The following is a 23452-nucleotide window of genomic DNA, read 5'->3' as shown; positions in this document are numbered from 1 at the left end:
TTTCCCACGCACTCTGATCCCTCCCCGTGGACGGTGAACGGCAGGTGAACTTACCGCGGAACCCGCTCCGCGCGACAGAGGAAGAAGTGCGGTGTCCGTCCGATCCGGGTGAGCACCACGCTGGCCTCCCCCGCACCCTTGAGCTTGAGCCGCTTGCGCAGCGCGTCCGGGTCGACGTCCAGACCACGCACGAGGATCTCCAGCCGGCCCACGTCCCTCGCCCGCAACAGCGCGCGCAGGGATTTCTCCTGGTACGGCCCGTGCTCGAGGACGCGGAACGCCCGCACCCCGGGCGGCGGTTCGTCGCCGGTCAGGTAGGCGATCCGCTCGTCGAGCTGCCACAGCCCGTGCCGGGCGGCGTAGTGCTTGACCAGCCCGGCGCGCACGACCGCGCCGTCCGGGTCGACGATCCACTCGCCGGGCTCGCCCGCGCCCACGTCGGAGGGGTGCCGGTCGCTCAGCGTCCACTGTGTACCGTCCGAGCGCAGGACGGTCGCCCGGCGGTGCGCGGTCGCCAGGCCGGCGCTCCACAGGCAGGCCTCGCGCACCTGGCCGTCCAGCGACACCAGCTCGATCTCCGCCGCCCACGGCACCACGGCAGGGTCGAGGCCGGGCGCGCACTTCACCGCGAGGTCCCGGCCCGCGTAGACCTCGGCCAGCTCGTCCAACGGCGGTGCGAAGTCGGCGGGACGCCAGGTGCGGCGGCCACTGGAATCCCGGCGGGCCGGATCGGCCACGACGACGGCGCCCCGGCTGACCGGCTTCAGCGCGTCCGCCTGGACCAACGGCACGCCGGGGCAGTTGTGCCGCGCCATCGCCAGTCGCACCGGGTCGAGGTCGGAGCCGACGCAGCGCCGCGCCACCCGCGCCAGCTCGGCCAGGTCGGCGCCGATCGAACAGGTCACGTCGTGCACGTCGCGGCCGTCCAGCCGCGCGGCGCGGTGCCGGGCGACCAGCGGCGCACTGGCCTGCTGGAGCGCGTCGCCGGTGTACAGCCAGGACGGGTCGAGCTTGCCCTTGCGCCGCAGCAGCACGGTCTCCAGCACCGCCGCGAACCGCTCGCCCACCAGCTTGCGCACGGCCGCCACGTCGGCGATCCGGTCGGTCAGCGGCAGCGCCGCACAGGCGGCCAGCGCACGCGCGCCTTCCTCCGATCGGAGGAAGGCGACGTCATCGAGGGTGAACGCGTACGGCACTTACGGCTTGATGCCGGTGATCATGACGTTGTAGAACAGCTCGCGCGGCAGGACCTTGGCCAGCACCTTCTTGTCCAGCGCCGACAACCGCAGCCACAGGTGGTAGGCGAACATCCGCCACCGCACGGTCAGCTTCTCCTGCGGCACGGCTGCCTCGAACGTGCGGATCGGCCACCCGGCCAGCGCCGCGCTGAACTCCTCGGTGACCGCGCGGACGTCCACCGCCCCGGCGCCCAGCGCCATGCGCTCCAGCTCCGACGGGTCGAACGTGTGGAGGTCGACCACGGCCTCCAGCGCCGCCGCGCGCGAGGACTCGTCCAGCTCCTCCTGCGGGCGCCGCCAGTCGTTGAGCGCGGGCACCTTGGTGATGTTCGTGGTGAGCCACCAGGTCAGCTGGCCCAGCTTGCGGGCGTAGAAGTTGCCGATCCTGGTCGGTTCACCCGCGAAGACGAACCGGCCGCCCGGCTTGAGCACCCGCAGCACCTCGCGCAGCGCGCCGGGCACGTCCGGGATGTGGTGCAGCACCGCGTGCCCCACCACCAGGTCGAAGCTCGCGTCCGGGTACGGGATGCGCTCCGCGTCGGCGACCCGGCCGTCCACGTCGAGCCCGAGGTTGCGCGCGTTGCGCAGCGCGACCTGCACCATGCCCGGCGAGAGGTCGGTGACCGAACCCTTCTTGATCACGCCGCCCTGCATCAGGTTGAGCAGGAAGAACCCGGTGCCGCTGCCCAGCTCCATCGCGGTCGGGTAGGGCTGGCCCTCCTCGCCGGCGACCGCGTTGAACACGTCGGTCGCGTAGGAGATGCAGCGCTCGTCGTAGGAGATCGACCACTTCTCGTCGTAGGTGCCGGCCTCCCAGTCGTGGTAGAGGATGTTGGCCAGCTTCGGGTCCGAATACGCCGCCTGGACCTCTTCCTCGGTCGCGTGCGGGTTGGGCTTCGGATCGTGCGCAGTGTCGGTCACCGCTGCTACTTCCCTTCGAAGGTGGCCTTGCCGGGGCCGTTCTCCACGAACGAGGTCATGCCCGTGGTCTGGTCCTCGGTCGCCCACAGGGCCGTGAACAGCTGGGTCTCCAGCTTCAGGCCGCTCGCGAGGTCCATGTCGAGCCCGCCGTCGATGGCCGCCTTCGCCTGCGCCAGCGCGACGGCCGGGCCGTTGGCGAACTGGCCGGCCCACTTCTGCGCGGCCGAGTAGACGTCGTCCGGCGCGACCAGCTGGTCGACCAGACCCAGCGACAGCGCCTCCTCCGCCTTGGCGAACCGGCCGGTGAACACCAGGTCCTTGGCCTTGCTGGGTCCGATCAGGCGCGCGAGACGCTGCGTGCCGCCCGCTCCGGGGATGATGCCGAGCAGGATCTCCGGCTGGCCGACCTTGACGTTGTCTCCCGCGATCCGGTAGTCGGCGCCCATCGCCAGCTCGAGCCCGCCGCCCAGGGCGTACCCGGTGATCGCGGCGACGACCGGCTTCGGGATCGCGGCCACCGCCGCCACCGTGCTCTGCAGCTTCGCGCCGAAGGCCCGCATCTCCACGTAGGAGCGCGTCACCATCTCCTTGACGTCGGCGCCGCCGCAGAACGTCTTCTCGCCGCCGTAGAGGATCACCGCGCGGACGTCGGCCCGCTCGGTGGCCTCCTGCGCGGCCACCGCCAGCTCGGCCGTGACCTGGCCGTTGATCGCGTTGACCGGGGGCCGCTCCAGCCGGATCGTGCCGATCCCGCCGTCCACCTCGAGCCGTACGAACTCGCCCACGCTGGCATCCTCCTTGATCGTGCCTACCGGCTGGTAGGGCTGACCTTACCGGCGACGCGCGAAGTAGCGGTCACCCGAGCGTTCGAGGATCAGGTCCTGGTCGAACGTCTTGGACAGGTTCTCCGCCGTCAGGACGTCCTCGATCAGGCCCGCGACCACGGCGCGACCCTCGCGCAACAGCAGCACGTGGGTGAAGCCGGGCGGGATCTCCTCGACGTGGTGTGTGACGAGGACCATGGCCGGGGCGTCCGGGTCCAGCGCCAGCTCGGACAGCCGGGCCACCAGGTCCTCACGGCCGCCGAGGTCGAGGCCCGCGGCCGGCTCGTCGAGGAGCAGCAGCTCGGGGTCGGTCATCAGCGCGCGGGCGATGAGGGTGCGCTTGCGTTCGCCCTCGGAGAGGGTGCCGTAGTCGCGGCCGGCCAGGTGCCGGATGCCCATCGCGCCCAGCAGTTCCTCCGCGCGGCCGGTGTCCATCGTGTCGTACTGCTCACGCCAGCGGCCGATCACCGCGTAACCGGCGCTGACCACGACGTCGCTGACCTTCTCGTCACCCGGGACGCGCGAGGCGATCGCGGCGGAGGTGAACCCGATGCGCGGGCGCAGGTCGAAGATATTGGTGCGGCCGATCTGCTCGCCCAGCAGGTGCAGCGACCCGGTGGTCGGGTGCAGCTCGGCGGCCGCCAGCCGCAGCAGGGTGGTCTTGCCCGCACCGTTGGGGCCCAGCACCACCCAGCGTTCGTCCAGCTCGACGGACCAGTCGAGGCCGGCCAGCAGGTCGTTCTTGCCGCGGCGGACCCCCACCCCGGCCATCCGCACCACGAGATCGTCAAGGTCGTTCGGCTCGCTCACGGCCCCATTGTGGCCGCCGAGCACCACCGGAGTCCCGGCGCCCCCGTACCACTTCGTGGGACGTCACACCGGGTAGCCGGATGCCGTGGCACGATGCGCTTCGTGAGCACCTCCCGGTACCCGCGCCGCCGCTTCTGGCGCAACCGTGCCGTGGATCTGGTGCTGGTCGCGTCGTGCGGGTGTAGCCCGACGCGGCACGGTCGCTGACCTGCCGCGTCTCGCCGTGCCGTTGTACGCGACCCCTCCCTGGAGACTTCCGTGACCCAGTCCGTCCTGCGTTCGTCCGAGATCCACCCGCGCCTGATCGACTCGCCGCTCGGGGAGCTGCTGCACCCCGAGCGGCTGCTGTGGACGCCCACCCAGCTCGCCGGCCTGACCCGCACCGTCGCGCTCGAGTTGGGTGACGCGATCTCCGAGCTCCTGCACTTCGACGCCGACCAGCGGTGGTGGGCCCGGCTCGCCCTCACCGACGGGATCGAGCTGTGGGTGCTGAGCTGGCTGCCCGGGCAGGGCACGGCGCCGCACGACCACGGTGGCGCGGCCGGTTCGTTCACCGTCCTGCGGGGTGAGCTGACCGAGGAGTACCGCTACCCGGGCGGCCCGATCCGGCAGCGCACGCACCTCGCCGGCGACGGCATCGGCTTCGGCGCCGGACGGGCGCACCGGGTGACCGGCGCCGGTACCTCCCCGGCGGCCAGCATCCACGCCTACTCGCCGCCGCTGGTGCCGACCCGTGAGTACGCCAGCCTGGACGACGTTCCGGCCGAGATCCCGCCGCTGCCCGGCATACTGCGCTGATGGGGATCGACGAGATGCTGGCCGCCGCGCGGTCCACACTGGACCGCGCGGAGCCGGCCGAGGCGTGGCGGCTGCAGGCCGAGGGCGCGCTGGTCGTGGACATCCGGCCGATCGCGAACCGGACCGCCGAGGGCGAGATCCCCGGAGCCGTGCCGGTCGAGCGGATCCACCTGGAGTGGCGGCTCGACCCGGCGAGCGACCACCGGCTGCCCCAGGTGCACGCGGACCTGCCGGTGATCGTGGTCTGCAACGAGGGGTACGCGTCCAGCCTGGCGGCCGCCGACCTGCGCCGGCTCGGGTTGACGCGGGCGACCGACCTGGTGGGCGGGTTCCGGGCCTGGCGGGCGGCCGGGCTGCCGGTCCGGCCGGGTGGCACGCCCGCGGTGCCTTGACTCCGGGCCTCGAGCTGATGGGCGCGGGGGCGCGGCCGGGCGCGATGGGTGCGGGTGCGCGCCCGGCGCGATGGGGGCGGGTGCGCGCCCTGGTGCGGCGGGTCCCGCGCGCGGGCCGGCCGGCCCGCGCTCCTGGTCGCTTCCGCGGTTTCGCGGCGGTCGGTGCGGCGGGCCGGCCGACGGGCGCTGCTCGCCTGCGCCAGTTCGAGCAGGCCGGGCCGGATGCGCGCGGCGGGGGCGCGGCGGTTCCACGCAGCGGTTCCGGGCGTGCCACCCGGCCCGGCGGGCGGCACGCCCGCGATGCCCTAGCGCCGGGCCTGGACTTGACGGGCGCGGCGGGTCGGCTCGGCGGGAGCGGCGTGGCAGGTCGGGCTCGAGGTTGCGAGAGGGAGCGGGCTCATCCCGGCCGGGCGAGCGCCTCCCCCGCGGTCACCGGCGGGACGCGCGCCGCTCCGGGACAACCGGACACGGCCGCCGAGCTGCGGCAGGCCCCGCGGTGCGGACGGTCGTCGGCCTCGACGGTGGCGGCGACCTGCGCTGGGACGACCTGCTCGGCGGGGGCCCGGTCGACGAGCCGCCGCGGACCGGCATGTCGCCCTGCTCGCCGGGTGCCACGTCCCGGAACGAGTCGGTCGGCGATCCGGATCCATCGGCCGTCCCGCCGCGGCGAGCAGGTGGCTCTCCCAGCCGGAGACCGCGATCCCGGCGCGCAGGACCGCGGCTGGGTTCGCCGACGCGCAGGACCCGATCGCCCGCGGGGACCCGGAATCGTGGTCCTCGATGCCGGGATGCCGCAGCGGGAAGGCGATCCCCGTCGGGGCAAAGCCCGCACGCAGCCAGCGGCTCCACAGAAGGAGCCCACCAAGCGACGGCGTCCCCTTCGCGTCGGTCACCGGCTCGGTGTTCGGCGGCGGTGGGACGCCCGCGAGTCCCGCCTCAGGCCAGGGCCACCTTCCCCAGCTCGGCGGGCGTGGCCAGCAGGTCGTGGCGCGGCAGGATCCGCACGGTGTACCCGAGCGACCCGGCCCGCGGCAGCCGCAGCGTGGCGACGTACTCCCCGCCCGCCGACGGCGCCATCGAGACCACCATCGGCTCGGCCAGCTCGTCCGTGTCGCCCACCCGTCCGACCACCGTCTGGACGTCCACTTCGGACGGGGTCAGCCCGGCGAGGTCGACCTTCGCCCGGACCCGCACCTCGTCGCCGACCACCAGCAGCTCCGGCGGCTCCACCGTGAGCTCGGTGTCCAGCACCCGCACCTGCCGCCACACCGCGTCCACGCGCCGCCGGTACTGCGCCAGCGACCGGGCCCCCGCGTAGCCGTCCGCGGCCGCCTTGGCGCTGGTCACCGCCGCCGGGCGGTACGCCGTCTCCACGTACTCGCGCACCATCCGCGACGCCTGAACGCGCGGCCCCAGCACGTCCAGCGTGTGCCACACCATCGACATCCAGCCGCGCGGCACGCCCGCCTCGTCCCGCTCGTAGAACAGCGGCGCCACCTGCTGGCCCAGCAGGTCGTACAGCGCGGCCGACTCCAGCTCGTCCCGGCGCAGCGGGTCGGTCACCCCGTCCGCGGTCGGGATGGCCCAGCCGTTGCTGCCGTCGTAGCACTCGTCCCACCAGCCGTCCTTGATGGACAGGTTGAGACCGCCGTTGAGCGCCGACTTCATGCCCGACGTCCCGCACGCCTCCAGCGGCCGCGTCGGGTTGTTCAGCCACACGTCGCAACCGCGGTAGAGGTACCGCGCCATCGACATGTCGTAGTCGGGCAGGAACACCATGCGCCGCCGGATCGCCGGGTCGTCGGTGAACCGCACGACCTGCTGGATCAGCGCCTTGCCGCCCTCGTCGGCCGGGTGCGACTTGCCGGCGACGACGATCTGCATCGGCCGCTCCTCGTCGAGCAGCAGCGCCCGCAGCCGTTCCGGATCGCGCAGCATCAGCGTCAGCCGCTTGTACGTCGGCACGCGGCGGGCGAACCCGACGGTCAGCACGTCCGGGTCGAAGACCTGGTTGATCCAGCCCAGCTCCAGCGCCGACGCGCCGCGCTGCAGCCACGCGTTGCGCACCCGGCGGCGCACCTCGTGCACCAGCTTCTGCCGCAGGTCGCGGCGCAGCGCCCACAGCTCCTCGTCGGAGACACCCATCTCGCTGGGCAGCTTCCCGTCGTGCCCCCACGCTTTGTGCTTGCCGCCGAGCAGCGCGGTCAGCTCGCGCGCCACCCATGTCGGGCCGTGCACGCCGTTGGTGACCGACGAGATCGGCACCTCGGCGTCGTCGAACCCGGGCCACAGCCGCCCGAACATGTGCCGAGACACCCGCCCGTGCAGCTGGGACACGCCGTTGGACCGCTGCGCCAGCCGCAGGCCCATGTGCGCCATGTTGAACATGCCCGGGTTGTCCTCGGCGCCGAGCGCGAGGATGCGCTGCAGCTCCAGGCCCGGCAGCAGGCGGCCGTCACCGAAGTAGTGCTGCACCAGGTCCACCGGGAACCGGTCGATGCCGGCCGGTACCGGGGTGTGCGTGGTGAACACCGTGCCGGCCCGCACCGCCGACAGCGCCTCGTCGAACGCCAGACCGTGCTCGCCGATGATCTCCCTGGCCCGCTCCAGCCCGAGGAACCCGGCGTGCCCCTCGTTGGTGTGGAACACCTCCGGCTGCGGGTGGCCGGTCAGCTCGCAGTAGCGCCGCACCGCGCGCATGCCGCCGATGCCGGCCAGGATCTCCTGGCGGATGCGGTGGTCGGCGTCGCCGCCGTAGAGCCGGTCGGTGACGCGGCGGAGGTCCTCGTCGTTGGCGTCGATGTCGGTGTCGAGCAGCAGCAGCGGCACCCGGCCGACCTGCGCCTGCCACACCTGGGCGTACAGATCGCGGCCGCCGGGCATCGCGACGTGCACCAGCACCGGCTCGGAGTCCTCGCCGGTGAGCAGTTCCAGCGGCAACGCGCTCGGCTCGATCACCGGGTAGTGCTCGACCTGCCAGCCGTCCAGCGACAGCGCCTGCCGGAAGTACCCCGACCGGTACAGCGGGCCGACCCCGATCAGCGGCACGCCCAGATCGGAGGCCGCCTTGAGGTGGTCGCCGGCGAGCACCCCGAGCCCGCCCGAGTAGTTCGGCAGCGCCTCGTGGACGCCGAACTCCATCGAGAAGTACGCGATCGCGTTCGGCGCCTGCTCGCCCTGCGGGTGCTGCTGGTACCAGCGCTGCTCGGTGAGGTAGCGGTCGAGGTCCTCGGTCATGGCGCGGGCGCGGTCGAGGAAGTCCTGGTCGGCGGCCAGTTCCTCGAGCCGCGCCGGTGAGACGGCGGTGAGCATCCGGAGCGGGTCCCGCACGCGACGGAACAGCTCGTCGTCCATCGACGCGAACAGGTCACGGGTCGGCGGATGCCACGTCCAGCGCAGGTTGGTGGCCAGCGCGCGCAACCCGGCCAGCGGCTCGGGGAGGCTCGCGCGGACGGTGAACCGGCGGATTGCTCTCATGAGGATCGACGATATCGGTAAGGTGCGCTGCGACAAGCGTGACGAACATCGAGGGGGCCGGGGTGCGGCGATCGCTGGTGGCGCTGACCGGGGTGGTGGCGCTGGGGCTGGCCGGCTGCAGCAGCGGCAAGCCCGCCTCGTTCGGCGAGGGTGACGTCGCCGGGCTGCCGGTCACGCACTTCGAGAGCGGCCTGAAGCCGAACGCGCCCGAACCGGACCTGGACGTGACCAACGCCGGCGACGACGAGGCGGACCGCATCGCCATCGCCACCATCGCCGACGTCGAGGACTACTGGTCCGATGCCCTCCCGTCCGGGTTCGACATGCCGTTCGAGCCGGTGAAATCGTTGCTGTCCTACGACTCCGAGGGCCCGAACCAGGAGAACGGCTGCGGCGACACCGAGAAGAACGCCAACGCCTTCTACTGCAGCGTCGACGACTCCGTCGCCTGGGACCGCGGGGTCCTGCTGCCGACGATGATGGACAAGTTCGGGCCGCTGTCGGTGGTCACGGTGCTGGCGCACGAGTTCGGCCACGCGGTGCAGTACCGGCTCGGCGACAAGGCGGGCATCACCCGCAACACCCCCACGATCGTCAAGGAGCAGCAGGCCGACTGCTTCGCCGGCGGCTACTACCGGTGGGTCGCCGAGGGCAAGAGCAAGTACTTCGCCGTGTCCACCTCCGACGGGCTGAACTCGGCGCTGTCGTCGCTGTTCCTGGTGCGCGACAGCGCGGGCACGTCGGCGACCGACCGGTCCGCGCACGGCACCGGGTTCGACCGCATCTACGCCTTCCAGATCGGCTTCGAGCGGGGGCCGAAGGAGTGCGCGGGGATGACGATGGACAACATCCAGCCGCGCCTGACCGAGCGGCCCTTCGACGCGGGCGACCGGGACGGCGACATCACGATCGACCGGGAGGCGATCACCGCCCTCCAGGCGAGCCTGGACCAGGCCTTCCAGCGGGCCGGGGTCAAGGCCCCGGAGATCGTCGACAACGGCGGGTCGTGCGCGAGCGGTCCGGCCACCCCGCCTGCGACGTACTGCGCGAGCGACAACACGGTGAGCATCGACCTCGCGGCGCTGTCCGAACTGGGGCAGCCGGTGGACCAGGAGGGCGAGTTCAGCGGATCCAGCCGCGGCGGGCACGGCGACTTCGCAGCGTTCTCCGAGGTCGCGTCCCGGTACGCGATCGGCATCCAGAAGGGTGTCGGGGCGTCGCTCGACAACGCCAACGCCGGGCTCCGGACGGCGTGCCTGGTGGGCGCCTGGGCGGCGGCGACGACCCACCTGCAGGGCGGCGACCAGTTGCGGATCTCCGCGGGCGACCTGGACGAGGCGATCTCGGACCTGCTGCGACCCGATTCGCTCGTGGCGGCCGACGTGAACGGCACATCGGCGGCGAGCGGGTTCAACCGCGTCGAGGCGATGCGGACCGGGTACCTGGAGGGGTCGCAGCCCTGCTCCACCCAGTACGGGTGATGCCGTCGCCGGTCGGTGCGCGGGTTCGCGCGCTACGCGGGTGCCGGGGCTCCGGACCCCGGCGCACCCACCCGCGTAGCGGCTACCGGCGTCAGAACAACGCAGAAGCCAGGTTCCGCCGAGCCACCGCGACCCGCTCATCCGCGGGGTCGAACAGCTCGAACAGCCCCACCAGGTGCTCCCGCACCCGGTTCCGGTCCTGGCCGGCGGTCCGCCGCACGGCCTCGATCAACCGGGAGAACCCGTCCTCGACCTTGCCGGTCGCCACCTCGTAGTCGGCGGCCGCGAACTGGGCTTCCAGGTCGTCCGGAGCGGCGTCGGCCCTCGGGACGGCCGCCGGGTCGGCCGCGGCGGCCCTGGCGGCGAACCGGACCTGCGCCTGGCCGGCCTTGGCCAGCTCGTTGGCCGGCTCGACGTCCAGGATCCGCTGGTAGGCGGCTTCGGCCTCGGCGAAGTCGCCGCGCTCGAACGCGGCCTCGGCCTCGGTGAAGCGCGGGTCCTCGGGCTCCTCGACCTCGCCGCCGTCCGACGGCGGCACGCCCGGCAGCTTGCCCTTCAGCGCCTCGAGCAACCGGTCCAGCCAGTTGCGGATCTCCGGCTCGGGCAGCGCACCGGAGAACGCGTCGACCGGCTGCCCGCCCGCGATGGCGACGACCGTCGGGATCGACTGGACCCCGAAGACCTGCGCGATGCGCGGGTTGGCGTCCACGTCGACCTTCGCCAGCCGCCACGCGCCGCCGGACTGCTCGGCCAGCCGCTCCAGCACGGGGCTGAGCTGCTTGCACGGGCCGCACCACTCGGCCCACAGGTCCACCACGACGAGCTGCTGCAGGGACCGGTCGACGACCTCGGCCTGGAAGGTGGCCTCGGTGACGTCGACGACGGCACCCCCGGCCGCTCCCCCGCCGGCCGGCGCGCCGCCGCTCGCCTGCGGCGGGGCGCTGCGCTGGGCCTCGGCACGGGCCTTGAGCGCGGACAGATCCACCGCGCCGGACAGCGCGGCGGACATGGCGGCTGACTTCGCTGCTGATGCGCGTGGATTTGTCACGCTTCCATCCTGGCATGTACTGTCCGGCGTTTCACCGCAGGTGCTCCTCGAGCCGGGCGACCTTCGCCTCCAGCTGACCGCTGTCGTAGCCGGGCCGGATGTCCGCCTTCAAGACCAGCGACACCCGGGCGGCGCCCTCGCCCGCCGCCTCCACGGCCCGTTTCACGACGTCCATGACCTCGTCCCACGAGCCCTCGACGTTGGTGAACATCGCGTTGGTGGAATTCGGCAGACCCGACTCCCGGACGACCCGCACGGCCCTGGCGACCGCTTCGCTGACCCCGCCGTCCGGGTCACCGCCGGACGGGCTCACGCTGAACGCGACGATCATCGGCTCTCCTCACACTTGCGACACTTTGCGCACTACCCTGCCCCCTCGGTCAAGAACCCGCTGGTAGCTTCCCTGCCATGAACCGCCCGCTGCCTTTCGACCCGATCGCCCGCGCCGCGCAGCTGTGGGAGGACCGGATCGGGCCGTCCGCGACGATGGCGGCGGTCACCGGCGTGATGCGCGTGCAGCAGATCGTCCAGTCGGCGGTCGACGGCGCGCTCAAACCGCACGGCCTGACGTTCGCGCGCTACGAGGCGCTGGTGCTGCTGTCGTTCGCGCGACGCGGGGCGCTGCCGATGCGGGTCATGGGCGAACGGCTGCAGCTGCATCCGACCAGCGTCACCAACATCGTGGACCGGCTGGAGAAGGACGGGCTGGTCAAGCGGGTACCGCACCCGACCGACCGGCGCACCACGCTGGTGGAGATCACCGACGACGGCCACGCGCGGCTCGAGGACGCCACGAAGGCGGTCACCGACATCGACTTCGGCCTGGTGGGCCTCACGCCGAAGCAGACCGAGCAGCTGTCGGACCTGCTCACGAAGGTGCGCAAGGCCACCGGCGACTTCGACGGGTAGCGGACACGCGAAACGCCGCCTCCGCGGTCGCGGAGGCGGCGCCGGCGAAAGCGATCAGGCGGAGACGGTGTCGCGGACGATCAGACCGGTGCCACCGTGGGTCAGCCGCTGCGGGCCGTCCAGCTTGCCGGTGCGCAGGGCCCAGGTCTCGAACCACCAGGTGAACAGCGGCGGGATGCTGGCCAGCAGCGCCATGACGAGCACGCGCGGGCGCCAGCCCAGCGGCTTGAACACGGACAGCGAGACGACCAGGTAGACGACGAAGACGACGCCGTGGACCATGCCGAGCACCGGCACGCCCCCCTCGTTCGGAGCGTCGACGACGTACTTCAGAAACATCCCGATCAGCAAACCCGCCCAGGACAGCGCCTCGGCGACGGCGGCCACGCGGAACACGAGAGCGGCCTTGCTGGTCACTGCTTTCCTCCTCGTGAGAAGCACATGAGAAAACGTCCGACCCCGGTTACGTTCAACCACGCTGTCGGACGTTTCGGTACCCAGTGTGAGGCGTGATGGTCCTCACCGGAACTCCGGGGGTCGTGATCATCCTCACGAGCCCACCCGCGTAACGGAAATCCGCGTGGCACAGGACACATCGGCGGTCCACAGAGGATCGCACGTCCCAGATCGCGGGATCCCGCCGGCGGCTCCGGCATCGCGGTCCGCCGGCCCTCCCGCGGCGGAGCGAAGGCAGCTCGACGGGCCGCCGGACGTGGCGTGTGGTTGACACCCTGCGGCCCGGTGGTGTGAAATCCACACCGCTATGACAACGTTGTCGTCAGGTCCGCGTAAAGCGTCCCGCCGTGCCACGATGAACGACGTGGCGCGCCTGGCCGGCGTGAGCATCAAGACGGTGTCCCGCGTGGTCAACGACGAGCCGGCGGTGCACCCGGAGACCGCCGAGCGCGTCCTGGCGGCCATCGACCAGCTGGGGTTCCGGCGCAACCTCGGCGCCCGCAACCTGCGCCGCGGCTCGACCACCGGCACGGTCGGCCTGGTCGTCGAGGACGTGGGCAACCCCTTCTACTCCGAGCTCACCCGCGCCGTGGAGAAGGTGGCCACCGCGTTCGGCAGGCACGTGCTGTCCGGCTCCTCGGAGGAGGACTCCGACCGCGAGCGCGAGCTGGCCCTGGAGTTCTGCTCCCGCCGCGTCGACGGGCTGCTGGTCGTCCCGGCCGGGACCCACCACGGCTACCTGGTCCCCGAGATGCGGGCCGGCACGCCCGTGGTGTTCGTCGACCGCCCGGCCGGCGACGTCGCCGCCGACACCGTGCTGGTCGACAACGTGGGCGGCACCGTCGCGGCGGTCGCCCACCTGGCCCGGCACGGGCACCGCCGCATCGCGTTCCTCGGCGACCGGCCGGACATCTACACCGCGGCCGAGCGCCTGCGCGGCTTCCGCGAAGGGTGCGCCCGCGCCGGCCTCCCCGTCGACGAGCGCCTGGCGATCCTGCGCCCGCCGACCGCGCGGAGCGTCGCCGACGCCGTGGCCCGCCTGCTCGCCGGCCCGGACCCGGCCACCGCGATCATCGCCGGCAACAACCGCGTCACGGTCCACCTGCTGCGCGCGCTGGCGCACGTCACTTCGCGACCCGCCATCGTCGGTTTCGACGACTTCGAACTCGCCGACCTGCTCGACCCGCCGGTCACCGTCGTCGCGCACGACGTCAGCCGTCTCGGGTCGGCGGCGGCCGAGCTGTTGTTCGCCCGCATCAACGGCGATGCCTCCGCTCCGAGAAAGGTTGTCCTGCCCGTGACTCTCGTCCCCCGCGGCTCCGGCGAGGTGGCCCCGTGACCGCCCCGATCAAGCTGCCGGCGAACCAGCCGGCCCAGTTCTACCGCGGCGGCGCGGCCATCGCCGCGCTCCGCGGAGTGTCCGGTTCGGACTCGGCGTTCGGCCCCGAAGACTGGGTCGCGTCCACCACGACCCGCTTCGGCCAGGAGGAGGCCGGCCTGACCCGCCTGCCCGACGGCCGGTGGCTGCGCGACGCGGTCCGCGACGACCCGGAGTCCTGGCTCGGCGCCGAGCACGTGTCAGCGTTCCACGACTCCACCGCGCTGCTGGTCAAGCTGCTCGACGCCGGTCAGCGGCTGCCGGTGCACTTCCACCCCACCGACGGCTTCGCGCGCCGGCACTTCGATTCGCACTTCGGCAAAACCGAGGCGTGGATCGTCGTCGGCACCAGCGGCGACGACCCGCGCGTCTACCCCGGCTTCCGCGAGACCGTCAACCCGGCCACGGTTGGCGAATGGGTGCGGGAGCAGGACACCGACGCGATGCTGGGCGCGCTGAACAGCGTCCCGGTGCGCGCCGGTGACACGGTCTACATCCCGGCCGGGCTGCCGCACGCGATCGGCGCCGGCGTGTTCGTCGTCGAGTTGCAGCAGCCGACCGACTTCTCGCTGACCATCGAGTGGCGCGACTTCCTGGACGACCCCGAGCAGGGGCACCTGGGGCTCGGCTTCGACACCGCGCTGACGGCGCTGGACACCTCCGGCTGGGACGAGGAGCGGCTGACCACGATCGTCAGGCACACCGCGGACGCGGAAGGGTCCACTGTGGACCTGCTGGCCCCCGGGTCGGCGGAGTTCTTCCGCGCCGACCAGCTGCGCCCGTCGCCGTCGCTCGCGCTCGACCCGTCGTTCGCCGTGCTCGTCGCGCTGGACGGCCAGGGCACGCTGCGCACCGAACACGGCGGCGAGATCGACGTCGCCAAGGGCGAGACGCTGGTCGTCCCGCACGCCGCCGGGCAGCTCGAACTGGCCGGCGACCTGACCGTCATCCGCTGCCGTCCCCCGGCCCCCGGAGCGCGCTGATGAACGACACCGTCCTGCTCGACGCACGGAACCTGGTCAAGCGCTACGGCTCGGTGGAGGCCCTGCGCGGGGCGTCCTTCCAGGCCAGGGCCGGCGAGGTGACCGCACTGATCGGGGACAACGGCGCGGGCAAGTCCACCCTCGTCAAGTGCCTGTCCGGAGCGGAGCAGCCGACGTCCGGCGAGATCGTGCTGGATGGCAGGACGGTGTCGCTCGACTCGCCGACGACCGCGCGGCGGATGGGCATCGAGACGGTGTACCAGGACCTCGCGGTCGCCCCGGAGCTCGATCCGGCGGCCAACCTGTTCCTCGGCCGGGAGATCAAGCGCCGCGGCATCCTCGGCAGGCTGGGGATGCTCGACAAGGCCGAGATGCGCCGGCGCGCGGTCGAGGAGTTCGACCGCCTGGGTGTGACGCTGCAGAGCGCGGACGTGCCGATCGGATCGCTGTCCGGCGGGCAGCGGCAGAGCGTGGCGGTGGCGCGGTCGGTGGTGTGGGCGTCGAAGGTCGTGTTCATGGACGAGCCGACCGCCGCGCTCGGCGTGGTGCAGCGCGAGCGGGTGCTGGACGTGATCCGGCGGGTCCGCGACGAGGGCATCGCGGTGGTCCTGATCAGCCACAACATGCCCGAGGTGCTGTCCGTCGCCGACCGCGTCGAGGTGTTGCGGCTGGGCACGCGCGTGGCCCGGTTCGTGGCGTCGGAGACCAAGCTGGAGGACCTGGTGGCCGCGATGACCGGGGCACTGACGCACGAGGAGGCGGCCCGGTGAGCACCGCGATCCAGACCGAGGTCGAGGGCGGGATCGGCAAGCGGTCCCTGGGGCAGCGCCTGGCCGGCGCCAACACGTTCTGGATCGCGCTGGTGCTGCTCGCGCTGATCGCCGTGTTCACCGTGCTCGCGCCGAACGAGTTCGCCACCTTGTTCACGTTCCAGACGCTGCTGATCGAGACCTCGGTGCTGCTCGTGCTGTCGGTCGGGATGACGTTCGTGATCATCACCTCCGGCATCGACCTGTCCGTCGGGTCGGTGCTGATCTTCGCCGGCATGGTGTGCGGCAAGACGATGGAGTGGCTCTCCGGCGGCAACGCGAGCGCGGCCGGGTGGGGCGTGATCACGGCCGGGCTGGTCGCGGCGGTGCTCGCCGGCACGGCGTGGGGCCTGATCAACGGGTTGCTCATCGCGGTCGCGAAGATCCCGCCGCTGATCGTGACGCTCGGCTCGATGGGGGCCGCGCTGGGGGCGGCGTACCTGCTCAACGGCGGTTCGGACGTGCGCAGCGTGCCGACGGTGCTCAACCGCACGCTCGGCTACGGCACGTCGTTCGGCGGCGTCCCGAACCTGGTGCTGGTGGCCGTGGTGATCACGCTGATCGGGGCGTGGCTGCTGCACACCACGCGGTTCGGCCGGTACACCTACGCCGTGGGCTCCAACGCCGAGGCCGCGCGGCGCGCCGGGATCGCGGTGACCGCGCACCTGCTCAAGGTGTACCTGCTGACCGGGTTCCTCGCCGGGGTGGCCGGGTTCCTGTCGCTGGCCTACTACGCGTCGACCACGATCACCGCGCACACCAATGACAACCTCAACGCCATCGCCGCGACCGTGATGGGCGGGACGAGCCTGTTCGGCGGTGTCGGATCGGTGCTCGGCACGGTGATCGGGGTGTTCATCCCCGCCGTGCTGAAGAAGGGTTTCAACATCACGCACGTGCCGGACTTCTGGCAGATGATCGCGGTCGGTGCGGTGCTGGTCGCCGCGGTGTGGTTCGACCAGCGGCGCCGCCGGGCGCGCAGTTCCCGCTGACATCTCGGACAACGACGTAGGGAGAGGGATCGATGAAGGTGACGAGGATCGCCGGGCTGGCGGCGGCCGCGGTGTTGCTGGCGGCGTGCGGGTCCGGTCAGGTCGGCGGTTCCGGGGGTGGCCCGGACGAGAACACCAAGCGGCTCACACTGATCCCGGGTGTGCAGGCCGAGCCGTTCTACATCTCGATGCAGTGCGGCGCGCAGGCCGAGGCGCAGAAGCTCGGGTACGCGCTGGAGGTGTCCGCACCGCAGAAGTTCGACGCGGCGCTGCAGACCGAGAAGGTGAACGCGCTCGGCTCGAACCCGCCCGACGCGCTGCTGATCGCCCCGACCGACGACACGGCGATGCTCGCGCCGATCCAGCAGGTCGCCTCGCGCGGGGTGAAGATCATCGAGGTGGACACCGCGCTGAAGGACACCAGCGTGGCGCAGTCGTCGATCTCGTCGGACAGCACGCAGGGCGGCCAGATGGCGGCGGACACGCTGGCCCAGCTGGCGGCCGGGAAGTCCGGTTCGGTGCTGGTGCTGGACACGATCGCGGGCACCTCGACGACGAACGCGCGCGCGGCCGGGTTCGAGGAGCAGCTGAAGAAGTACCCGAACCTGAAGTCGGTGGGCGTCCAGTTCACGCAGAACGAGCCGGAACAGGCGGCGGCGAAGGTGACCGCGGCGCTGGCCTCCACGCCGGACCTGGTCGGGATCTTCGCGACGAACCTCAACACCGGCGAGGGCGCCGCGACGGGTCTGCGCAACGCGGGCAAGGTGGGTCAGGTCAACCTGATCGGCTTCGACGCCAGCCCGTCCGAAGTGGATGGTCTGCGCAGCGGGGAGTACCAGGCGCTGATCGCGCAGGACCCGCAGATGATCGGACAGCAGGGCGTCCAGCAGGCGGTCGCGGCGCTGGAGGGCAAGCCGGTCACGCGCAAGCTGACCGCGCCACTGCACTCCCTCACCAAGGCGAACATGGACGCCAACCAGCAGTACTTCTACAAGCAGTCCTGCTGACAGCCCGGCCGGGAAGGTGCGTCCGCGGGGTACGCACCTTCCCGGGTTCGTCAGGCGCGCAGGGACTTCAGGTGCTCGGTGAGCCGGTCGCGAGCTGCGCGCCACAGGCCGGCGCCCATCGAGATCCGCGCGACGCCCAGCCGCGCCAGCGCCGCGAAGTCCGGGCCGTTCGCGTTCACCGCCGCCGGGCTCACCGCCCGCACGAACTCGGCCAGCACCGCCTCGTCCCGCAACAGGATCGGGTACACGCAGTCCGCCCCGGCGTCGAGGTAGGCCCTGGCCCGCTCGATCGCCTCGGGCAGCGCCGCCCGCGCGTCCGGTGCGCGCAGGAACACGTCGATGCGCGCGTTGATCACCAGGTCCCGCCCCGCGGCCTCGCGCACCGCCGCGATCCGCGCGGCCTGCTCCCTGGCCGGCCGCAGCCCGCCGGCCGCGTGGTCGGTGTCCTCGTAGTTGCACCCGACCGCCCCGGTCGCCAGCAGCCGGTCGGCGAACTCACGCCCGGACAGCCCGTACCCGCTCTCGGCGTCGACCGTCACCGGCACCGACACCGCCCGCGCGATGCGGGCGGCCGCCGCGAACATCTCCTCGGCCGGCGCGGCTTCACCGTCCGGGTACCCCAGCGCGGCGGCGACGGCGACCGACGACGTCGCCACCACCGGGAATCCGGCCTCCTCGACCAGCCGCGCGGTGTCGGCGTCCCACGCGTTCGGCAGGATCAGCGGGTCGCCCGGCACGTGCAGCGCGCGCAGTGCCTCCGCGCTCACTTCCCCTCCGCCGGGAGCGGCTTGTGGCTGGTGACGCCCAGCCGGTTGAACGCGTTGATCACCGTGGCCGCCCAGGCGACCGCGACGTACTGCTCCTCGGTGAACACGCGCGTGGCCTCCTCGTACACCTCGTCCGGCACGTCCTGGTTCTGCGGCAGGCGGGTCATCGCGTCGGTCAGCGCGAGCGCGGCCCGCTCCTGCTCGGTGTACAGCTCGGTCTCCCACCAGGTGCTGAGCATGAGGATGCGCCGCTCGCTCTCGCCGAGCTTGCGGGCGTCCCGCGCGTGCATGTCGAGGCAGAAGGCGCACCCGTTCAGCATCGACGCGCGGATCTTCACCAGCTCGATCAGCCGCTGGTCCAGCCCCGCGTTCGCGGCCGCCTTCTCGACCACCGAGTGCAGGGTGAGGATGGACTGGTAGGCCTCGGGCAGCGCGGCGGACAACTGGATTCGCTTCGTCATGACGTCCACGCTAGACCCGACTGGCCCACCGGTATGGTCCAGTTTCATGACGGGTTCGTGGTCCAGTTCCGATCTGCACCTGGACTGGGACCCCGGCAGCGGCCGGCGCGGCCTCGCCGAGGCGCTGCGCCTCGCCATCCGGGTGGGCCGCCTGGCGCCGGGGACGCCGCTGCCGTCCACCCGCGCGCTCGCGGCCGACCTCGGCATCGCCCGCGGCACGGTCACCCGCGTCTACAACGACCTGGCCGTCGAAGGCTACCTGCGCTCCAGGCAGGGCGCGCCGACCCGCGTCGCCGCCCGCACCCACACCCCGGCCGAACCGCACGAGATGCCCGGCCCGCCCACGTCGGCGTGGTTCCGCGACGCGCGCTGGGACCTCTTCCCCGGCCGCCCCGACCTGTCGTCGTTCCCGCGCGCGGCGTGGGCGTCCGCCGCCCGGCGGACGCTGCACTCGATGCCGGCCCGCGCGTTCGACTACGGCGACCCCGCCGGGCCCGCCGTGCTGCGCGAGGCACTGGCCCGCTACCTCGCGCGCAGCCGCGGTGTGCTCGCCGAGCCGGACCGGATCGTGGTGTGCGGCGGGTACTCCCAGGCGATCACGGTGCTGGGGCACCTGTTCGACGAGATCGCGTTCGAGGACCCGTCGCTGCCGGAGTTCCGCGAGGCGGCGGGCCGCGCCGGCGCGAAGATCGTGCCGGTCCCGGTCGACGACGACGGCATCGTGGTGTCCGAACTGGACAGTCCGGTCGCGGTCGCGACGCCCGCGCACCAGTACCCGCTCGGAGTCACGCTCGCACCGGAACGCCGGTCCGCGCTCGCGGGCTGGACCGCGGCCGGCGGGCTGCTGATCGAGGACGACTACGACGGCGAGTTCCGCTTCGACCGCCAGCCGGTCGGCGCGGTGCAGTCGCTCGCGCCGGACGGGATCGTCTACGCCGGCGGGGTGAGCAAGACCCTCTCGCCCGCGCTGCGGATCGGCTGGCTGGTCCTGCCCCGGCGCCTGGTCGGGCCGGTGCGGGAGGTCATGTTTTCGCTGGGGTGGCGCACGCCCGTGCTGGACCACCTGATCCTCGCCGACCTGCTGCGGTCCGGGGCGTACGACCGGCACGTCCGGCAGCGCCGCACCGCCTACCGCCGTCGCCGCGACCGTCTGCTCGCCGCTCTCCCGCCGGGGTTCGCGCCGGAGGGCATTTCCGCGGGCCTGCACCTGGTGCTGCGGGTGCCCGACGAGACCGCGGCGCTGCGCGCGCTGCGGCAGCGGTCGGTGGCCGTGGACCACCTGAGCCGCTACTGGAGTACGTCCGGCCCGGGCGGGCTGGTGATCGGGTACGCGACGCCGGCCGAGCACGCGTTCGGGCCCGCGGTGGAGGCGCTGGTGGACGGGCTGCTACGAGCGGTCGCCCCGTAGGGCGGCGAGCAGTTCGTCCGCCGCCGTGTACGGGTCGAGCTCGCGCTCGACGACCTTCTTCGCCACCGCCGGCAGGTGCCCGCCGCCGCGCAGATCGGTCAGCCGGGCCTGCAGTTCGCGCAGCGCGATGGCCTCCACCTCGCCGGCGGCGCGCTCGGCGCGGCGGCGGGCCAGCTCGCCGTGCGAGGACAGCCAGTCGTGGTGCTCGGACAGCGCCTTGACCAGGTCCGGCGCCCCCTCACCGCGCACGGCGACCGTCCGCACGATCGGCTGCCGCCAGCTCTCGCCCCGGATCTCGCGGCGCGCGAAGGCGATCACCTGCTTCAGGTCGCGCACCACGGCTTCGGCGCCGTCGCGGTCGGCCTTGTTCACCACGAACACGTCCGCGATCTCCAGCACGCCGGCCTTGGCCGCCTGGATGCCGTCCCCGAGACCGGGCGCCAGCAGCACCACCGTGGTGTCGGCCAGCTTCACGACGTCCACTTCGGACTGGCCAACGCCGACGGTCTCGATGAGGACGACGTCGAACCCGGCGGCGTCGAGCACCCGCACCGCCTGCGGCGTGGCCCAGGACAGGCCACCGAGGTGCCCGCGGGTGGCCATCGACCGGATGAACACGCCCGGGTCGGTGGCGTGCTCGGTCATCCGGATCCGGTCGCCGAGCAGCGCCCCGCCGGAGAACGGCGACGACGGGTCGATGGCGAGCACGCCGACCCGCTTGCCTTCGGCGCGCAACGCGGACAGCAGCATGGACGTCGAGGTCGACTTGCCGACCCCGGGCGGCCCGGTGAGGCCGATCACCCGCGCCCGGCCGGTGTGCGGCGTGAGCGCCGCGGCCACCTCGCGCAGCTTCGGGTGGGCGTCCTCGACCAGCGAGATCAGCCTGGCGACCGCGCGCGGCTGCCCGTCCCGCGCGCGGTCGACGAGGTCCCCGACGTCCAGCGGCACTACAGCGCGGGCACCTTGATCAGCAGCGCGTCACCCTGGCCACCGCCACCGCACAGCCCGGCCGCGCCGAGACCGCCACCGCGGCGGCGCAGCTCGTGCACCAGGTGCACGGCGAGCCGGGCGCCGGACGCGCCGATCGGGTGGCCGAGGGCGATCGCGCCGCCGTCGACGTTCACGATCTCCGGGTCGATACCCAGCTTCTCGGTCGACACCAGGCCCACCGCGGCGAAGGCCTCGTTGATCTCCACCAGGTCCAGCGCGCTCGCGTCGAGCTTCGCCTTCGCCAGCGCGGCCTTGATCGCGTTCGCCGGCTGCTCGTGCAGGCTCGCGTCCGGCCCGGCGACGACACCGTGCGCGCCGATCTCGGCCAGCGGCTCCAGGCCCAGCTCCTCGGCCTTCGCCCGGCTGGCGACGACCACCGCGGCCGCGCCGTCGGAGATCTGCGACGCCGAGCCCGCGGTGATGGTGCCGTCGGAGGCGAACGCCGGGCGCAGCTTGGCCAGGCTCTCCGCGGTGGTGTCGGCGCGGACGCCTTCGTCGGCGTCGAAGATCACCGGGTCGCCCTTGCGCTGCGGGATGGACACCGGCGCGAGCTCGGCCTTGAACCGGCCGGCCTCGGTCGCCGCGACCGCGAGGCGGTGCGACCGCGCGGAGAACTCGTCCTGCTGCTCGCGCGTGATGCCGTAGCGGGAGTTGTACTTCTCCGTCGAGGCGCCCATCGCGCACTGGTCGAAGGCGCAGAACAGGCCGTCGTAGGCCATGTGGTCGAGCAGGGTGGTGTCGCCGTACTTGAAGCCGGAGCGCGACTTGGGCAGCAGGTGCGGCGCCTGGGTCATCGACTCCTGGCCGCCCGCGACGACGATGTCGAACTCGCCGGCGCGGATGAGCTGGTCGGCCAGCGCGATCGCGTCCAGGCCGGACAGGCACACCTTGTTGATCGTCAGCGCGGGCACGTCCATCGGGATGCCCGCGGCGACCGCGGCCTGCCGGGCCGGGATCTGGCCCGCGCCGGCGGTGAGGACCTGGCCCATGATCGTGTACTGCACGGCGTCCGGGGACACCCCGGCCTGCTCGAGTGCGGCCTTGATGGCGATACCGCCGAGCTGGGCGCCCGAGAAGTCCTTCAATGACCCGAGCAGACGCCCGATCGGGGTACGCGCGGCACCCAGGATGACGGAACCGGACACGGCAGCCTCCCAAAACGAACAACGGCGGTCGATCCGACGATACCCGGCGGGACCGCTCAGTACAGGTGTGAGCCGTGGCACCCACGCGGCCGGGTGCCACGCCTTATCCTCACCACTATGGATGACGCGCTGAAGCCGTTCGTGACGACCATCGACCATGTCGGCATCGCCGTCGCCGATCTGGACGCCGCGATCGACTTCTACGCGGCGAACTTCGGCATGATCGCCACGCACACCGAGGTCAACGAGGAGCAGGGCGTGCGCGAGGCGATGCTGCACGCGCCCGGCGACGAGTCCGGCCCGGCCATCCAGCTGCTCGCGCCGCTGCGCCCGGACTCCACGATCGGCAAGTTCCTCGACACCAAGGGGCCCGGCCTGCAGCAGCTCGCCTACCGCGTCACCGACGTCGAGGCCGCCGCGGAGGCGTTGCGCGCCAAGGGCCTGCGCCTGCTCTACGAGAAGGCCAAGCGGGGCACCGCGAACAGCAAGGTCAACTTCGTGCACCCGAAGGACGCCGGCGGGGTGCTCGTCGAACTCGTCGAGCCCGCCGCGTCCCACTAGGGCGCCGGGCGCGCCATCAGCGCGTCGGCGATGAAGTTCAGCTCCCGTTCCATCAGGTCCGGCGGGGAGTCGCCCGCGTGCCGGGCCACGGAGTGCCGGTAGCTGACCGCGAGCGCCAGCAGCCCGGCCGCGCTGTCCACGTCGGCGACCGCGAGCCCGCCCTCACCCGCGGCGATGATCACCGATCGCACCTGCCGGACCAGCTGCTGGAAGCGCTCGTGCAACGCGTCCCGCACCGCGCGGTGCGTGTCCGCCTCCCGCCACAGCAGGTGCGACAGCATCCGCGAGCCCGCCAGGCGCGTGTCCAGCGCGGACACCAGCCGCCGCAGGCTCTCCGCGATGTCGCCCGGCACGACGACCTGCGCGGGATCGATCTGCTCCTCCGGCAGCCGCTTGATCAGCGCGCTCAGCAGGTCGGACTTGCGGCGGAAGTAGTAGTGCACGAGCCCCTTCGGGACGTCGGCCCGCTCGGCGATCCGGGAGGTCGGAGTGGCGTCGAACCCGCTCTCGGCGAACAGTTCCTCGGCCGCCCGGAGGATCCGCTCCTTGGCCGGGAGATCGTCCCCGTGATCGGTTCGCGCCACTCCGCCCGCCTCT

General features: G+C 72.7%; 24 protein-coding genes. 11 read left to right on the top strand and 13 right to left on the bottom strand.

What is annotated here, in order from left to right:
- Positions 1-50: 50 nt before the first annotated feature.
- Genes FB470_RS17670 through FB470_RS17655 form a run of 4 tightly spaced genes read right to left on the bottom strand, consistent with a single transcriptional unit; the run spans position 51 to position 3754 of the window.
- Positions 51-1196, bottom strand: a complete 1146-nt coding sequence (locus FB470_RS17670) for a class I SAM-dependent methyltransferase (RefSeq protein ID WP_306992926.1) — start codon at positions 1194-1196, stop codon at positions 51-53.
- Entirely contained in the window at positions 1197-2159 is a 963-nt protein-coding gene (locus tag FB470_RS17665; RefSeq protein WP_306992925.1) for a class I SAM-dependent methyltransferase, read from the bottom strand. It lies immediately after the preceding gene.
- 5 nt (positions 2160-2164) lie between these two features.
- Positions 2165-2944: an enoyl-CoA hydratase/isomerase family protein gene (locus tag FB470_RS17660; RefSeq protein ID WP_306992923.1), complete on the bottom strand. Its 780-nt coding sequence runs from the start codon at positions 2942-2944 to the stop codon at positions 2165-2167.
- Positions 2945-2989: 45 nt separating this feature from the next.
- Positions 2990-3754 (bottom strand): ABC transporter ATP-binding protein, encoded by a 765-nt coding sequence (locus tag FB470_RS17655; protein WP_370876677.1) that lies wholly within the window; start codon positions 3752-3754, stop codon positions 2990-2992.
- Positions 3755-4039: 285 nt separating this feature from the next.
- Here FB470_RS17655 and FB470_RS17650 point away from each other — a divergent pair, with 285 nt between their 5' ends.
- Both FB470_RS17650 and FB470_RS17645 read left to right on the top strand, forming a co-directional pair.
- Complete coding sequence (locus FB470_RS17650; RefSeq protein WP_370876676.1) at positions 4040-4591, top strand: cysteine dioxygenase; 552 nt, start codon at positions 4040-4042, stop codon at positions 4589-4591.
- A complete protein-coding gene (locus FB470_RS17645; protein ID WP_370876484.1) occupies positions 4591-4983 on the top strand; it encodes a rhodanese-like domain-containing protein in 393 nt (130 codons plus the stop codon). The genes FB470_RS17650 and FB470_RS17645 overlap by 1 nt, the downstream gene beginning before the upstream one ends.
- A gap of 936 nt (positions 4984-5919) precedes the next feature.
- Here FB470_RS17645 and glgP read toward each other — a convergent pair.
- Positions 5920-8460, bottom strand: coding sequence for an alpha-glucan family phosphorylase (gene glgP / locus FB470_RS17640; RefSeq protein ID WP_306992918.1), 2541 nt, complete (start codon positions 8458-8460; stop codon positions 5920-5922).
- Positions 8461-8498: 38 nt separating this feature from the next.
- Between glgP and FB470_RS17635 the strand changes: the two genes are divergently transcribed.
- Positions 8499-9941, top strand: a complete 1443-nt coding sequence (locus tag FB470_RS17635) for a neutral zinc metallopeptidase (RefSeq protein ID WP_306992916.1) — start codon at positions 8499-8501, stop codon at positions 9939-9941.
- A gap of 91 nt (positions 9942-10032) precedes the next feature.
- Here FB470_RS17635 and FB470_RS17630 read toward each other — a convergent pair whose 3' ends face one another.
- A complete protein-coding gene (locus FB470_RS17630; protein WP_306992915.1) occupies positions 10033-10950 on the bottom strand; it encodes a tetratricopeptide repeat protein in 918 nt (305 codons plus the stop codon).
- A gap of 70 nt (positions 10951-11020) precedes the next feature.
- Entirely contained in the window at positions 11021-11320 is a 300-nt protein-coding gene (locus FB470_RS17625) for a thiamine-binding protein (protein WP_306992913.1), read from the bottom strand.
- Between the two features lie 77 nt (positions 11321-11397).
- Between FB470_RS17625 and FB470_RS17620 the strand changes: the two genes are divergently transcribed.
- Positions 11398-11898 carry a MarR family winged helix-turn-helix transcriptional regulator gene (locus tag FB470_RS17620; RefSeq protein ID WP_306992912.1) on the top strand — a complete coding sequence of 167 codons (501 nt, stop codon included), beginning with the start codon at positions 11398-11400 and terminating at the stop codon, positions 11896-11898.
- Between the two features lie 54 nt (positions 11899-11952).
- On the opposite strand, the gene FB470_RS17615 is transcribed toward FB470_RS17620, so the two are convergent.
- Positions 11953-12315: a DUF3817 domain-containing protein gene (locus tag FB470_RS17615; RefSeq protein WP_306992910.1), complete on the bottom strand. Its 363-nt coding sequence runs from the start codon at positions 12313-12315 to the stop codon at positions 11953-11955.
- A 394-nt stretch (positions 12316-12709) separates the two neighbouring features.
- On the opposite strand from FB470_RS17615, the gene FB470_RS17610 reads away from it, so the two are divergent.
- Genes FB470_RS17610 through FB470_RS17590 form a run of 5 tightly spaced genes read left to right on the top strand, consistent with a single transcriptional unit; the run spans position 12710 to position 17523 of the window.
- Positions 12710-13693 carry a LacI family DNA-binding transcriptional regulator gene (locus FB470_RS17610; protein WP_306992908.1) on the top strand — a complete coding sequence of 328 codons (984 nt, stop codon included), beginning with the start codon at positions 12710-12712 and terminating at the stop codon, positions 13691-13693.
- Positions 13690-14715 carry a class I mannose-6-phosphate isomerase gene (locus FB470_RS17605; protein ID WP_306992906.1) on the top strand — a complete coding sequence of 342 codons (1026 nt, stop codon included), beginning with the start codon at positions 13690-13692 and terminating at the stop codon, positions 14713-14715. Before FB470_RS17610 ends, FB470_RS17605 begins: the two co-directional genes overlap by 4 nt.
- Positions 14715-15485: an ATP-binding cassette domain-containing protein gene (locus FB470_RS17600; protein WP_306992904.1), complete on the top strand. Its 771-nt coding sequence runs from the start codon at positions 14715-14717 to the stop codon at positions 15483-15485. The genes FB470_RS17605 and FB470_RS17600 overlap by 1 nt, the downstream gene beginning before the upstream one ends.
- Complete coding sequence (locus FB470_RS17595; protein ID WP_306992903.1) at positions 15482-16516, top strand: ABC transporter permease; 1035 nt, start codon at positions 15482-15484, stop codon at positions 16514-16516. Before FB470_RS17600 ends, FB470_RS17595 begins: the two co-directional genes overlap by 4 nt.
- A 32-nt stretch (positions 16517-16548) precedes the next feature.
- Entirely contained in the window at positions 16549-17523 is a 975-nt protein-coding gene (locus FB470_RS17590; RefSeq protein WP_306992902.1) for an ABC transporter substrate-binding protein, read from the top strand.
- 50 nt (positions 17524-17573) lie between these two features.
- On the opposite strand, the gene FB470_RS17585 is transcribed toward FB470_RS17590, so the two are convergent.
- Together FB470_RS17585 and FB470_RS17580 are read right to left on the bottom strand one after the other, a co-directional pair.
- Positions 17574-18290 (bottom strand): isocitrate lyase/PEP mutase family protein, encoded by a 717-nt coding sequence (locus tag FB470_RS17585; protein WP_306992900.1) that lies wholly within the window; start codon positions 18288-18290, stop codon positions 17574-17576.
- Entirely contained in the window at positions 18287-18751 is a 465-nt protein-coding gene (locus FB470_RS17580) for a carboxymuconolactone decarboxylase family protein (RefSeq protein WP_306992898.1), read from the bottom strand. Before FB470_RS17580 ends, FB470_RS17585 begins: the two co-directional genes overlap by 4 nt.
- Positions 18752-18797: 46 nt before the next feature.
- Between FB470_RS17580 and pdxR the strand changes: the two genes are divergently transcribed.
- A complete protein-coding gene (gene pdxR / locus FB470_RS17575; protein WP_306992896.1) occupies positions 18798-20159 on the top strand; it encodes a MocR-like pyridoxine biosynthesis transcription factor PdxR in 1362 nt (453 codons plus the stop codon).
- Here pdxR and meaB read toward each other — a convergent pair.
- Both meaB and FB470_RS17565 read right to left on the bottom strand, forming a co-directional pair.
- Entirely contained in the window at positions 20139-21107 is a 969-nt protein-coding gene (gene meaB / locus FB470_RS17570) for a methylmalonyl Co-A mutase-associated GTPase MeaB (protein ID WP_306992894.1), read from the bottom strand. The two genes, pdxR and meaB, sit on opposite strands and share 21 nt — an antisense overlap.
- Positions 21107-22294 carry an acetyl-CoA C-acetyltransferase gene (locus tag FB470_RS17565; protein WP_306992892.1) on the bottom strand — a complete coding sequence of 396 codons (1188 nt, stop codon included), beginning with the start codon at positions 22292-22294 and terminating at the stop codon, positions 21107-21109. Before FB470_RS17565 ends, meaB begins: the two co-directional genes overlap by 1 nt.
- Before the next feature lie 117 nt (positions 22295-22411).
- Here FB470_RS17565 and mce point away from each other — a divergent pair, with 117 nt between their 5' ends.
- Positions 22412-22855, top strand: a complete 444-nt coding sequence (mce, locus tag FB470_RS17560) for a methylmalonyl-CoA epimerase (protein WP_306992890.1) — start codon at positions 22412-22414, stop codon at positions 22853-22855.
- On the opposite strand, the gene FB470_RS17555 is transcribed toward mce, so the two are convergent.
- Positions 22852-23439, bottom strand: a complete 588-nt coding sequence (locus FB470_RS17555; RefSeq protein ID WP_306992889.1) for a TetR/AcrR family transcriptional regulator — start codon at positions 23437-23439, stop codon at positions 22852-22854. The genes mce and FB470_RS17555 overlap by 4 nt on opposite strands.
- Positions 23440-23452: the final 13 nt, after the last annotated feature.

The organism is Amycolatopsis thermophila, assembly GCF_030814215.1.
In the GTDB taxonomy this organism is placed as follows: Bacteria; Actinomycetota; Actinomycetes; order Mycobacteriales; family Pseudonocardiaceae; genus Amycolatopsis_E; species Amycolatopsis_E thermophila.
Note: the sequence above shows the minus strand (reverse complement) of the source record. Positions and strands in the feature narration are given on the sequence as shown.